The sequence below is a fragment of the Flavobacterium sp. NRK F7 genome, from assembly GCF_024054195.1.
Lineage (GTDB): Bacteria > Bacteroidota > Bacteroidia > Flavobacteriales > Flavobacteriaceae > Flavobacterium.
The window spans coordinates 368,487-381,882 of the sequence record NZ_JAMXLB010000001.1 but is presented as its reverse complement, the minus strand read 5'-3'; the positions used below and the strand labels follow the sequence as shown (position 1 = coordinate 381,882).

General features: G+C 31.6%; 10 protein-coding genes. 3 read left to right on the top strand and 7 right to left on the bottom strand.

Annotated features, from left to right (window positions below; translation table 11 throughout):
- Positions 1 to 18 precede the first annotated feature (18 nt).
- Positions 19 to 471, bottom strand: coding sequence for a 6-carboxytetrahydropterin synthase (locus NHF47_RS01565; protein WP_252763271.1), 453 nt, complete (start codon positions 469 to 471; stop codon positions 19 to 21).
- Between the two features lie 99 nt (positions 472 to 570).
- On the opposite strand from NHF47_RS01565, the gene NHF47_RS01560 reads away from it, so the two are divergent.
- Positions 571 to 1,188, top strand: a complete 618-nt coding sequence (locus tag NHF47_RS01560; protein ID WP_252763270.1) for a 2OG-Fe(II) oxygenase — start codon at positions 571 to 573, stop codon at positions 1,186 to 1,188.
- A gap of 125 nt (positions 1,189 to 1,313) precedes the next feature.
- On the opposite strand, the gene NHF47_RS01555 is transcribed toward NHF47_RS01560, so the two are convergent.
- From NHF47_RS01555 to NHF47_RS01535, 5 genes are all read right to left on the bottom strand, one after another.
- Positions 1,314 to 2,069, bottom strand: coding sequence for an enoyl-CoA hydratase/isomerase family protein (locus NHF47_RS01555; protein WP_252763269.1), 756 nt, complete (start codon positions 2,067 to 2,069; stop codon positions 1,314 to 1,316).
- A gap of 1 nt (position 2,070) precedes the next feature.
- Positions 2,071 to 5,577 carry a T9SS type B sorting domain-containing protein gene (locus NHF47_RS01550; RefSeq protein WP_252763268.1) on the bottom strand — a complete coding sequence of 1,169 codons (3,507 nt, stop codon included), beginning with the start codon at positions 5,575 to 5,577 and terminating at the stop codon, positions 2,071 to 2,073.
- Positions 5,578 to 5,643: 66 nt separating this feature from the next.
- Positions 5,644 to 9,042, bottom strand: a complete 3,399-nt coding sequence (locus tag NHF47_RS01545; RefSeq protein WP_374670175.1) for a hypothetical protein — start codon at positions 9,040 to 9,042, stop codon at positions 5,644 to 5,646.
- 70 nt (positions 9,043 to 9,112) lie between these two features.
- Positions 9,113 to 10,366, bottom strand: coding sequence for an aspartate kinase (locus NHF47_RS01540; RefSeq protein ID WP_252763266.1), 1,254 nt, complete (start codon positions 10,364 to 10,366; stop codon positions 9,113 to 9,115).
- 38 nt (positions 10,367 to 10,404) lie between these two features.
- A complete protein-coding gene (locus NHF47_RS01535; RefSeq protein ID WP_252763265.1) occupies positions 10,405 to 10,884 on the bottom strand; it encodes a GNAT family N-acetyltransferase in 480 nt (159 codons plus the stop codon).
- 266 nt (positions 10,885 to 11,150) lie between these two features.
- On the opposite strand from NHF47_RS01535, the gene fbp reads away from it, so the two are divergent.
- Positions 11,151 to 12,155 carry a class 1 fructose-bisphosphatase gene (gene fbp / locus NHF47_RS01530; protein WP_252763264.1) on the top strand — a complete coding sequence of 335 codons (1,005 nt, stop codon included), beginning with the start codon at positions 11,151 to 11,153 and terminating at the stop codon, positions 12,153 to 12,155.
- 36 nt (positions 12,156 to 12,191) lie between these two features.
- On the opposite strand, the gene NHF47_RS01525 is transcribed toward fbp, so the two are convergent.
- Positions 12,192 to 12,623 (bottom strand): TerB family tellurite resistance protein, encoded by a 432-nt coding sequence (locus tag NHF47_RS01525; protein ID WP_140997253.1) that lies wholly within the window; start codon positions 12,621 to 12,623, stop codon positions 12,192 to 12,194.
- A gap of 177 nt (positions 12,624 to 12,800) precedes the next feature.
- On the opposite strand from NHF47_RS01525, the gene NHF47_RS01520 reads away from it, so the two are divergent.
- Complete coding sequence (locus NHF47_RS01520; RefSeq protein ID WP_252763263.1) at positions 12,801 to 13,394, top strand: HupE/UreJ family protein; 594 nt, start codon at positions 12,801 to 12,803, stop codon at positions 13,392 to 13,394.
- Positions 13,395 to 13,396 lie beyond the last annotated feature (2 nt).

The window sequence follows — 13,396 nt, the reverse complement described above, 5'->3', positions numbered from 1 at the left end:
TTTAAGGGTTTCGTTTTTTTATATATTATCTGAAGCATACCACTCTGCAAAAGAACTCTCGGTTTCTTGAAGTCGTAACGAATGCAATTGAATACCACCAGGAAGACGGTCTTGTATTTTTTTAGCAAAATCAATTACCATATTCTCACTGGTTGGCTGATAATCTACTAAAATAACATGATGGCCTCTATCGCTTAATTCTTGTGCTAATTCAACATGAGGTGTGTTTTTATTAAAAACAGTCGCATGATCAAATAAATCCACAATTTCTTCTTTAACTATTTTTTTTAAATCGGTAAAATCAATCACCATTCCATATTTTACATTAGAAGTGTCTGTAATAGGTGTTCCAATAACAGTTACAGAAAGTTTATAACTATGTCCGTGTACATTTTTGCATTTTCCATCATAGCCATATAAGGCATGACCTGTTTCAAATGAAAACTGTTTTGTAATTCTAATTTTACTCATTTTTTATAATCCTATATTTCTGCAAAGTTACTAAATTTTAATTCTTGTTTTTTGTTGCTTTTTTCGCATTATATTTGCTCACTTTTTTTGAATAGTATTATGAGCGAATTTGTCTTAATTCCAAAATATGAGAAGGTTATCCAAGACCTGTTAGAACAGCAATATAGTATTGTTGATGATTTTTTTTCAGTCGTTGAAGTAGAAAATCTCAGGGATAGTCTATTGAAAAAATATGAAGAAGATGAATTTAAAAAAGCAGCTATTGGCAATCAGTTCAATGAACAAATTATAAAAACTATTCGCGGTGATTTTATTTCCTGGATAGATGAATCACAAAAAAACGAAGCAGAAGCTGTTTTTTTTGATAAAATTGAACATTTTACAAATTATTTAAATCGTACCTGCTTTCTTGGTATTCAAGAACGAGAATTTCATTATGCTTTGTACCCAATAGGAACATTTTATAAAAGACATTTAGATACATTTCAAAATGATGATAGTCGAAAATTATCGATTGTTTGCTATCTCAATGAAGAAGACTGGAACGAAGATTTCGGAGGTGAATTAGCAATTTATAAAGAAAAAGAAACCATTAATGTGTTTCCTCTAAAAGGGAGAATGGTTGTTTTTGAAAGCCAAATATTAGAACACGAAGTAAAACCAGTTCGTAGAGAAAGATTAAGTATTACGGGTTGGTTAAAAACTCGAAAATTATAATTTTTAGGAGCACCGCATTGTTTTTCAGTAGACGACTTCTCCCGTTTTCCGCGTTACAAGGTAACTTGCTGCAACCGGGGCTATTTAACAACAATAGCCTTTCGATAGCTTAATTTGATTGTACCTTATTTTTGTTTAAATTGTGCTAATGCTTTTTTTGTAAAATCGGAAAGTACTAAGCGACCAGATATAGCGGCTCTTTCATATAAAAGAGTGTCCCAGTGTTCCGTTCCTTCCCACAAAACCTTTTTCATTTCTAACAATGCATCTGGATTATAACTAGCTAATTGTTCTGAAAATTGTAATAGTGTCTCATCTAATGTCTCCACAGATGAAAAAAGTTGAGAAAATAAGCCTTTTTCGTTTGCCCATGCTGCACTTTTCCACTGTGTAGCTTCCAATGTCATAGCTGCCATTGCGGTTTTGCCTATTTTCTTTGTAACAGCTGGTTCAATAACAAATGGACCAATTCCTATAGCGAGCTCAGATAATTTTATGGCTGCATTTTCATGTGCTAGTACATAATCACAAGCAGCTAACAAACCTACGCCACCACCAACTGCTTTTCCTTGTGCTCGACCAATAATTAATTTTGGACACTTTCTCATAGCATTAATAACATTGGCAAAGCCTGAAAAAAAATGATTGCCTTCTTCTAAATTGGAAACTTGTAACAATTCATCAAAAGATGCTCCAGCACAAAAAGCACCTTCACCTTCACTTTTTAGAACAATCACATGTACATTTTCTGATTTTCCTACTTGATTGATCTCTTGAGTTAATTGTTGTAATTGCAAACTGGGAAAAGAATTTCCGGCAGGATGAAAAAATGAAATGATAGCAATATGATTCTGAATAGTTGTTGTAATACGAGGTTCCATGTTATCTTTTTAAACTAAAATGCGATTTAAATTCTTTTATATTTCCATTTTCTTTATACTCAAGTTTGAACCAATAATCCGAAGAAGGAAGGGGTTGATTATTGAAAGTACCATTCCAACCCTCACCATAAGGACTTATTTGTTTGATTAACTTTCCATAACGATCAAAAATGTAGAGTTTAGCTTCGTACTCTTGAGGTAAATTTTCAATATTCCAAGTGTCATTATATCCATCTCCATTTGGAGTAAAAAAAGCAGGATAAGTAATAGCGTATAAATTACTTATAGAAAGTATTCCACAGCCTAAAATATCCCTCACATACACGGTATAGCTTCCATTTGAAAGATTGCTAAATGTAGGACTAGTTTGCCAAGTAATTTGATCCAAACTGTATTCATAAGTTCCAAAACCACCAGAAGCAAATGCTTCAATGGTGGCTAATCCTGATGAAAAATTAGGATTGATTACATTGGCTTCAAAAATTGAAGGTTCAGAGGAATAGGTAGCTACTATAGTATCAAAATTAGAGCAACCTGAAATAATATCTGTAACTATAACTGAATAAGTGCCTTCTTCTGTTATTAAAAATTGTGAACTTTCATTACCCAAACTGTCTAAACTTGCATTCATTGGACTCCATTGGTATACATAATTGCCAGGACTCATTGGTGTAGCATCTACTATTTGTGAACCTTGACCTGAAATTGGATCCACACAAAGGGCAAAATCAACGCCTAAGTTTAGTTCTGGAATAGCTACAACGTGAAGATTTAAATAGGGTCCTAAACCAAAGCATTCGTTATTTAAGTTGCTATCAATTCGTACCCATAATGTTTGTAAAGTTGGGATGTTATTTCGGAAATTAGTCAGGTCTACTATTGGATTCATTTCAGCTAAAGCATCTGTTTCATTTTCAAAGAAAGTCACAGTTAAATTTTGGTTGGATGGGAATAGGTTTTTAAAATGTTGGACTGCATCTCTATTTGGATTCGCGGTATCATTCAAATTGAAATAATCTATACCGTCATTGTCAGGGTCATTCGCATCTATAAAATCATCACATTCGTATAAATCAAAACTGTTATTTTGAGTAATAGTAGTAGCAGAAACAACTAAATTAACTTGAGCTGTGCGATAACAATTGTTAGTGTTTACAATTCTTGCCCAAACCATGCTTCCGTTAGGAGCTATATAATTCACATCATCAGTGATTATGTTGGTGTTATTAGATGCCCCTATTTGTGAAGTATGATACGTGAAGCTTACATTAGATTCAGTCGATATAATGGTATTGGCTTGTGTTAAGTTAAAACTTGTTACAGCATCATTGTCGGTATCGCACTGTTTTAAAATAACATTGTTTTGAATGACGGGCAATGGGTGTACAATTAAATCTATTGTATTTATTGCCACACAATTTGTAATAGTGTTTCTTAATCGAACATAAATAGTTTTAGAATTAGAATAATAATTATTGGGTAATGCATTGGTGCCTAGTTCTGCCTCACTTTGTAATGTATGATAAGTAATAGCAATATTGGCTTGACCTTGTAAAATTTCATTATTTCTAGAGTTTAAAATAAAATCAGCAAAACCATTTGTATCATCTCCATCTAAATTGTTGTCACATTGTTCATAAGGAAGAACAGAAAATATGTCTGGTAAATTATTTATAGTCACCGAAACCGTAGCGGCAACAGCATCACAAACACCATTTGTTTCTATAGTATAAATGTAATCTCCAGAAACATCAGTTGCAGGATTAAGAACTCCGTTAGGTCTAGGGGTGCCATTTAAACTCCATGTTCCAGAGGTGTCAGAAGTTCCTAAAAGCGTGAATAAATCTTCAGCAGCATCAGAAGTACAATAAGATTTTGAAGTGCTTAACCCTGCATTAGGTGCTGTTTGAATAGTTACAGTAATTGCTACAGTTTCTGTTACAGTAAAGCCATCACACGTAATGTCATACGTATATTCATAAGTTCCTGCTGAGTCTATGTTTGGGTCGAAAAGATTTGTACCACTATTTAATGCAGGATTCCATGTACCGCCTGCAATTGGATTCCCTTCAATAGCATCATATAAATCGATAGTTGTATTGGAACATACTTCTATAAAAGTATCTATAGGTTGGCTCCCAAAACCCGAATAATAACCTCCATAGCCTGCAGAAATACCATCTGACCCAAAAATACCCACAGCTAATGCACCTGTTGATTCTACTGCTATATCTCCATTTAAACCATCTATTCTATAGGTTTCCCAACCTGTGTTTCCATTTACAGATTGCGGAGTTGCAACTGTTGTTGTTCCATTTATTGTAATCGTTGATCCTGTTTCAGTAACTATGATAACGCCACTTTCTGTATATTGTTTGCTGCCAATTGTATTGTATTCAGGAATCATGTTTACACTTTTTTGCCAATAACAACTCAAAGGTGGGATGAAATTTAAACCAGAAGTGGCATCATTTTGATTTCCAGCTAAAATTTGGTACAAATAAATAGGTTGAGAACTCTCTATGTACATATTTTTATTAGTACCACTACCTTGATAGTTATTGGTTGGAATAGTAAAATATTCGCCTGTATTAAGAGTAGTTATAGGTGAAGTGTTGCCATTTACAAATACTTGTGTATTGTCTACGGTAGCAATTACTAGTGGTAATTCAGAATTATTACTTCCATTTCCTTTAACCACAACATATTTTTGTCCAACATTATTATATCCTACTATTTGATCGAGATTAAAATCTTGTCCTGATGCTCCATTTCCAGGGTCTGGACCACTGCCTCCTGTTGCATTACCAGTATTTACTACAATTGGTTTGTCCGAAGTAAGTAAAGCACCTATAAATCCATTTCTATTGGCTATTACATCTGTATAACCTGATAAAACAACAGATTGCCCTTTATTTAAAGTAAAAGTCTGTGAAGTTACTGTAGTGGTGCCAGATGGAGTAATAAAAGTAACACCTGGACCGTAATCAGAAACATATACTGTCGTATTATCTTCAGTTGCCATGAAACTTGTTACAAAATTTCTAATAGCACTATCATATAATTGGGGTAAACTTCCTACTCGAAAAGATGTTCCTAGGGCTGTTCGCCCTTTCGGAACTAATATTTCTGCATGATTTTGAGATTGAACTCTAAAGCTAACATAAAAATCTTTAGAAGCTTGTAAAATCAATCCTTTATCAGATTGAACTGTATTCACGTTATTTTGTTCTAAAAACATTATAGAAGGTTGAGAATTTCCAATAGTTATTCGAACGGGATTGGATTGTGATAGTGTAAAAGGAGAACCTGCTAAAGGAACGCCATTTCCTAAAGTAACTGTTACTTGAAAAGGAGTGACTTCTGGTGTTGATAAATAAATATAATGGTCATTTACTGTAGAATTAGATCGACAATGTAAAGGAGGTATCCAATGTTTATTACTAAGTTGAGAGTATGAAGAAAAACTCAGTAAGATAAGAAATAATATAGCTAGTAATTTTCTCATTATAATAGATGATAAAATTAAAATTTCGTAAAGTTACTAAGTTTAAAGCTTATTTTTTAAAAATAACTAGAAAAAGGCTCTTAATTGTATATTTCCATTATGAATCGTTTTACTTGTCTCTGATTTTCGACCTTGATAATTAATATTAATGTCTAAATACTTAGTGATATTTTTTTGAACAAGTAGTCTCCACACACTGTTTTTTCCTGATTGTAAACCTTGAAGCATTTGAAAGGCAACAGGGGATAAGGAATTGCCACTGAAATTATTGTTGTAAAAAGAGTATTCTCCATTAATAGTAAACCCTTTTTCACTATTAAAGGAAAAAGAACTTCCAATCCTGTTTTGTTCTAATGATTCTAATGCTAGGATGCTATTCTTTTGATTTTTATATTCGTAAAAAATATCCCAACTCGCATTTTTAGAAAATAAATAGGATAATTTTGGATAAATTGTATGGCTGTTAATATTAAAATTTCTGCTAGAATAATTTTCAGATTCAGTTTTTGTATTTCCAATGCTAGACTGAAATTGTATTAACCATGTCTTTGCTAGTAAATGATTGTATTGTAATTGATGGGAAAAAAGAGTGGTTTCTTGAGCGCCAATATTTAAAAGGGTTTTAACCTTATTGTTTAAATAGGTGTAAATCATAGAATGTTTTTGCTTGCCTCTATTGTAAAACAAACTGTTTCTAAAGCTATTATTTAGGCCAATGCTATTTTCATTGTTTGAAAAAGGATTTAAATCAAAAGTAGTTGCATCTCTACGTATTTTACGCTCTACTAAAAACGAACTTTGATTGTAAAAATAAGAGAGTAGCTTTTTCAAGCCCGTTTCATTTTGCCAAATCAATCCATTGAAATTTAAAGATTGTGAGAATTTGTTTTGATGGGTTCTAATGAAAACTTGATTGGGTAAAAAAACGCGAACATATTTTGCTTGATCTGAAAATGGGGCGACTTCAAATTCTTGTAGTTCTTGAATGCCATTAGTATTGTAATCATTCCACATGTATACACCTTGTCCTGGTTCCACTTCTAGATAGGTAAATTCTTGTTGTGCTATTGTTCCAGAAGTAGTTTCATATGTAGTTGTAGCTTGAAGTAATTTATTAAAAAAACTATTGTTGTATAAAACCCTTGAATTGAACGAAGGTTCATCTTCTTTTTGAGAATCTTCGTATTCTAGTAAGCGATAATTTGCAAAAATAGATAAGCTACTCGTATTTGTTTTTATTAGCTGTGATTTTAAATAATAGGAATTGGATTGATTCACTCGTTGAATACTTCCATTTTGTAAACTGTCATTTATTCGGTGCAAATATCCTAATTCTACATAAACATTAGTAGAATCACCACGTCCAACAAAAGCACCATATTCTAAAAAACTTTGACTGTTATTGGTGAAAGTTTCTGCAGGTAGTAGTTTTTCTTTATTGTTTTCAAATCGAAGAGTTGTACCAATCCAATTCTTCTTGAAATGATGCTTAATCTGACTCTGATTTCTTAAGAATGTTGATTCTGAAGAAGTACTCGAGCTTTTCAATGCACTAAAGTTTGTTGTAATAGTGGTTTTTTTTAATTTTATAAATGATTCCACAAGATGTCTGTTTCCTGAAAAATTTTCTGAGAAATCTAATTTTTCCAATTGGTATTTTACAAATCCATTTTTCTGTAAATTTAAATGCAAACCTGAAGTCAGCAGACTTTGATTTCCTAAAGGGGTGTTCAAGTTCCAATCCCGATTGAATTCAATATTGAATAAACGTTCAATAGTTTTGAAATCCCTATTAATAAATTGAAAATTAGCAAATCCGTCTAAACTGTATCTTCCTGTAAACAGTCTTTGTCTCAATTCTATTTTACCAGCTACTCCTTGATTGTCAGTATCATCTATTGAAGAATATAAATTTTTATCATTATTACTTAAGGCAATTTCAAAATCAAGATTGGTTTTTTCCGAAGGATTATAGCCACCAAGCAAACTTGCAATTTGGATTTTGTTAGGAGCAATTAAAGGTATAATAGGTTCATAACTACCTTGCGGAACACCTGCAATTGGAGCTATGTATTCATAAATTTTACCAATAGTATTGGTGTTGGAAAGCCTATAATTTCCTTGATTTTGACCTACAAAAGTAAAACGAACATTATATAGTTCGTCGTTAGGATCATTTGAAAATTCAAAGATTTCTGTGGTTCCTGAAAGCGTTTTTCGATACAAAATTTTATTTTCTGAATAGGTGTCTAAATAAGCAGAGGGAGCATTCATTAAGCTAACATCATCACCTGCATTTTGTAAAACCATTACTTGCTCTTCCGATAAATTTTGTTGAAGTGGTTGATTTTTAATGTCGTTTTCTGAATAAACAAACCCGCCAATAGTAAATTTATCTTGTTCATGTTGTACTCCAGAATAAGCTACGAAACGAGTGTAGTTTCTGTCTGAAAATTGATATTCAATAATGATTCTCATTTCAGAGGTAATTTGAAAAAGAGAAGTAAAAATAACTTCACCGGCATTATAATCGATAATATAATCGTTGTTTTCTCCTCTTTTTAAAAGAATTCCATTTACATAGACTCTTTCTGAACCTGAAATCACCAATACAAACAACTCTCCGTTATTTCCTTTTAGTTTATACGGACCTTGATTTCCTTCCTGACCAATGAAAGTGCTTCGAGCATATTGTCCTCTAACTAATGCAGCTGCTCCTAAAATGGTGGTTTTTTTTTCAGGTGTTCCCAATGTAAATTGAGTTGAAAGACCCTGTACTTTTTTATTGAAATTTAAGAATTGAGATTGCCTGTTTTCTAAAAATAAGTCACCCGCTTTAACACTCCATTGATCCGATGCTAATTCGATAAAAATTTGGTCAAATTCGTCGAGTTTTTGAGAATAACCTCCTTCTTGTAAAGGAATATTACTGTCTTGAATAGAGGCACGTAGACTGACTTTTTCTGAAATTTTTCCTGTAATTTGTAAATCTAAATTAGAGTTAACGACCGTATTTTGGTTGTTGCCAACCGTGATTCCTCTTGAGATGCTTCCGGATGTATTTAGTCCTTCAAAAGGAGTAAAACGATTTTGATTGGGCTCATTAATGGTGTAAACGGCACCAGCTTCATTGGGAACTACTTTTTGATCGTCGTAAATACTATATTTTTTAGTTAAGAATTCAGGGAATTTTAAATATTCAACCACTAAGGTATCTTGTGAATTAAAATTTTCATTAAAAATGAGACTTGCTTTTTGAAAATTTATGCTGTAATAGATTGTATCAATTTTCTTTTGATTTTTGTCTTTAATTGAAAAAAAAGCAGGATTAATACTAACTGATTCTAAGAAAATAGTGTCTTTTGTAACAAGGATTTTTTTGGTTTGATAATGGTTTTTTATTTCCTGACTGAAAGTAACAGAAAATAACATGCAAAAAATCCATAAAAACCAGTTTTTGATCATAAATAGATAACTCCTATTTTTCAAAAGTAGTATTTATGGATTAATTTATTGTAAAAAAACGTATCGCTTATTACTCTTTTGTAATAATCTGTAAGGTTTCTCTTGATATTTGTTTTAATAAAACCGTTTTATTCGTTTCAACTATTTGGGTGGCATTTGTATCAAAATGTCGAATAGTATACAAGGATACATTTTCATGGAAAGCAATCTTAAATCTTTGTTCTAGAATTTCTTTCACGTCTGGAAAATTGTGAAACTTATCTTCTATACATACGGAGAAACTAATAGCCGAATTTTGAATTAAATTTACTTTTAATTTATGCTCGTGAAACAAAGCAAAAATTTCGCTAATATGCTCTTCCATGATAAACGAAAAATCTAAAGAAGAAAGGGACAACAATAATTGATTTTTCTTAATAATATAACAAGGCAATTGTGGCTCTAAATCTGCTCCTTTGGAAACACTTGTGCCTGGTAAAAGAGGATTAATAAACGATTTTACAAATAAAGGAATTTCTTTATTTTGTAGCGGTTGTAATGTTTTTGGATGTATTACACTTGCTCCATAAAAAGCTAATTCTATAGCTTCCCTGTAAGAAATTTGGTTTAAAAGTGAGGTTTCTTCAAAATAGCGTGGATCGGCATTTAAAACTCCCGGAACGTCTTTCCAAATCGTTACACTCTCTGCATTCAGGCAATATGCAAAGATAGCAGCCGTATAATCGGAACCCTCACGCCCTAAAGTAGTAGTGAAATTATTAGAATCCGATCCTAAAAAACCTTGTGTGATGTATAATTCATCTTTTTCAATTTTTTTGTTAATCAAGTTTTGTGTTTGTTCCCAATTCACATTAGCATCACGATAGGTAGTGTCTGTCTTAATAAAATTACGTACATCTAACCAGGTATTTTTAATACCTCTTTCGTTTAAGTAATAGCTTACAATTGTGGTTGAAATTATTTCACCATAGCTTACAATTTGGTCATACACAAAATTATAGTTAGGAGATTTATTACTTCTTAAAAAGTATTCTAAATCATCAAAATGCGCATTGACAGTAAAATAGGCTTCATGGTCTTCATCTGCAAATAAGTCTTGTAATATTTGGTTATGGTATTTTCGAACTTCTTGTACTGAAGGGTGTAATTGACTTGATTTTTCAAAATAATTTTTAATAATTACTTCTAAGGCATTGGTGGTTTTGCCCATAGCAGAAACTACAATTAATGTGTCTCTAAAACCAACTTTTTCTAAAACAGAAGTTACATTTTTTACCCCTTCTGCATCTTTTACAGAAGCACCACCAAATTTGAAAATTTTCATATGAAGACCTAAATTATTTTATTTTTATATGTTGTTGATTACTTGTTTAATTTGGAAATAAAATGGACAATACCTTCTTTATTCATTTGAACTACTTTCCAATCTTGAAGTATTTTAGCGCCACTTTTTTCATAAAAGGTAATAGCATGGGTATTCCAATCTAATACATTCCATTCGATTCTCTTAACACCTTCTTTATGCCCTTGTTGGATAATTTGAGAATACAAAGCAAATCCTGCTCCAGTTCCTCTTTTGTCTTCTTTGACTACTAAATCTTCTAAGTGTATGGTTTTTCCTTTCCAAGTAGAATAACGGTAATAGTATAAAGCAACCCCAATTACCGCATTGTCCTGCTCAGCTACAAAAGTTTGGAATAAAGGAGTATTTGAAAATCCATCTCGTTCTAAATCAGAAAGGGTAACTTCAACTGCATTTGGTTCTTTTTCAAATTCAGCTAGTTCTTTTATTAGTGCCAATACTGCTGGCATATCTTGAATCGTACCTTTTCGAATAATCATTTTTGTATTTTTAAGCTAAATTACCATACTTTGCTTATATCACAAAAGATAAATTAGGTTATTTTTAAGGCCACAAAATTAAACATTATTTTATATTTTTTTGTTATTTTGTAGTTTTATAACAAAATTTTATATTTATGTATTTTTATCATGTATTAAGTGAAATTTTAAAAAGTAACTAACAATTTTAGTGAGGAATTGTGTCTAAATATTTTATAAAAAAGCCGATATTTGCCACCGAAACACAACTACATCGATTTCGTAAAATGGAAGAAAAAAACAGAACCCTTGGTGAATTTATTATTGAAAATCAGAATTCTTTTCAATATTCTACAGGTGAGTTATCACGTATCATTAACTCAATACGTTTAGCAGCAAAAGTCGTAAATTATAAAGTAAATAAAGCAGGTTTAGTAGATATAGTAGGAGCTGCTGGTGAGCAAAATGTACAAGGTGAAGATCAACAAAAACTAGATGTTTTTGCAAACGAAACTTTTATCCAAACCTTAATTAATAGAGAAATTGTTTGTGGGATTGCATCAGAAGAAAATGATGATTTTATTACTGTTGCCGGTTCAGATAAAGGACACAATAACAAATATGTGGTTTTAATGGACCCTTTAGATGGTTCTTCAAACATCGATGTAAATGTTTCTGTTGGAACAATATTTTCAGTGTATCGAAGAATTACACCCATGGGAACACCCGTTCAATTAGAAGATTTTCTTCAACCTGGAATAAATCAAGTAGCTGCTGGATACGTAATATATGGAACATCCACCATGTTAGTGTATACGACTGGGCATGGAGTAAATGGTTTTACGTTAAATCCTGCAATTGGTACATTTTATTTATCCCATCCCAATATGCAGTTTACTCCTGATGGTAAAATATATTCTATAAATGAAGGGAATTATATTCATTTTCCTCAAGGCGTAAAAAATTATTTAAAATACTGTCAGATGGAAGAAGGAGATCGACCTTATACTTCTCGTTATATTGGAAGTTTAGTATCTGATTTTCACCGTAATATGATTAAAGGTGGGATTTATATTTACCCAACCAGTTCAAAAGCGCCTAATGGAAAATTACGTTTGCTATATGAGTGTAATCCTATGGCTTTTTTAGCAGAACAAGCAGGAGGAAAAGCTTCAGATGGATATAATCGAATTATGGAACTCCAACCTAAAGAATTACATCAACGTGTTCCTTTCTTTTGTGGAAGTAAAAATATGGTAGAAAAAGCGGAAGCATTTATGAAAGAATCTTAATAATAAAAAAGCTCTGAAATTTCAGAGCTTTTTTATTTATTTATTCATGTGTTGCATTTCGTAAATGAAGGTGTCTAAATCTACATTTAACACCAATAAAGATAATGCTTTGTCAACAATATAATTTACATTACTTGGTGTAAACCCTAAAGCTAAGGCAAAACGAGTTAAAATTTGTTTTTGTTTTGGTCCTAAAACATGATCTGCATACACCATACGTGCTAAGTCATATAAACGCTCTAGTCTATTAATGTGTAATACTGGAGGATTAATAGGATATTTCGTTGGGTTTTCTAAAATCTCTTCATATTCTGAACTAGAAATTTCTAGACGCGTAGCTAATTTATCTAAGAATTCTTTTTCTTCAGCCGTTAAAGCTCCATCAGAAAGAGCAACTCTTACAATAGCAGAAAAATGACCTTTATTTCTATTTTTAAATTCGTTATCAAATAAATCTGAAAATGACATATCGTTTTTTTTAAAAGTTGGACAAAATTACATATAATTTAGCTTTAAAAACAAGCAAAAAAATATTTTTTGAAGCGTATCTCTTTATTTGTCGTAAAATTTAGTAAGCTTTTTCTAAAGCCAGTTATTTTTACTAAAATAAATTGTAAGTTTGAATTCCCCAAAAAAATTATAATTATGTCAGAATTTTGGTTGTATTTTAAAATTGGTCTTAACCATGTTTTGGATATTCATGCGTATGACCATGTGCTTTTTTTAATCGCTTTAATGGTACCTTATGCCTTTAAAGATTGGAAACGAGTGTTAATTTTAGTTTCCTTATTTACATTAGGACATACTTTAGCGCTTCTGTTGTCAGTTTTTGGAATTGTTTCAGTAAAATCTTCATTAGTTGAATTTTTGATCCCAATTACAATTCTAGTAACTGCTGTGTTTCATCTTTTTACAGCCGGTAAATCCTCTAAAAATGAAAGCATTACATTTGTAGCTATTGTAACGTTATTCTTTGGAATTATTCATGGATTAGGATTTTCTAATTATTTTAAAACCATTCTACCAGGAAATGCTTCAGATAAACTGTTACCGCTCTTAGAGTTTGCTTTAGGAATAGAAGCGGCTCAAGTTATAGTGGTATTTTTAGTTTTGATTTTAGCCTACATCGTTCAAACTTTCTTTAGATTTTCAAAAAGAGATTGGGCATTGGTTATGTCTGCATTTATTATTGGTGTAGTTACTCCTATGATCATTCATAGTGAAATTTGGAACAGATAACA

Excerpts from the sequence above, each read along its gene's own strand:
- NHF47_RS01550 (WP_252763268.1), bottom strand. The coding sequence starts at position 5,577 with ATGAGAAAATTACTAGCTATATTATTTCTTATCTTACTGAGTTTTTCT.
- NHF47_RS01520 (WP_252763263.1), top strand. The coding sequence starts at position 12,801 with ATGTCAGAATTTTGGTTGTATTTTAAAATTGGTCTTAACCATGTTTTG.
- NHF47_RS01545 (WP_374670175.1), bottom strand. The coding sequence starts at position 9,042 with ATGATCAAAAACTGGTTTTTATGGATTTTTTGCATGTTATTTTCTGTT.
- NHF47_RS01565 (WP_252763271.1), bottom strand. The coding sequence starts at position 471 with ATGAGTAAAATTAGAATTACAAAACAGTTTTCATTTGAAACAGGTCAT.
- NHF47_RS01525 (WP_140997253.1), bottom strand. The coding sequence starts at position 12,623 with ATGTCATTTTCAGATTTATTTGATAACGAATTTAAAAATAGAAATAAA.
- NHF47_RS01540 (WP_252763266.1), bottom strand. The coding sequence starts at position 10,366 with ATGAAAATTTTCAAATTTGGTGGTGCTTCTGTAAAAGATGCAGAAGGG.
- NHF47_RS01535 (WP_252763265.1), bottom strand. The coding sequence starts at position 10,884 with ATGATTATTCGAAAAGGTACGATTCAAGATATGCCAGCAGTATTGGCA.
- fbp (WP_252763264.1), top strand. The coding sequence starts at position 11,151 with ATGGAAGAAAAAAACAGAACCCTTGGTGAATTTATTATTGAAAATCAG.
- NHF47_RS01560 (WP_252763270.1), top strand. The coding sequence starts at position 571 with ATGAGCGAATTTGTCTTAATTCCAAAATATGAGAAGGTTATCCAAGAC.
- NHF47_RS01555 (WP_252763269.1), bottom strand. The coding sequence starts at position 2,069 with ATGGAACCTCGTATTACAACAACTATTCAGAATCATATTGCTATCATT.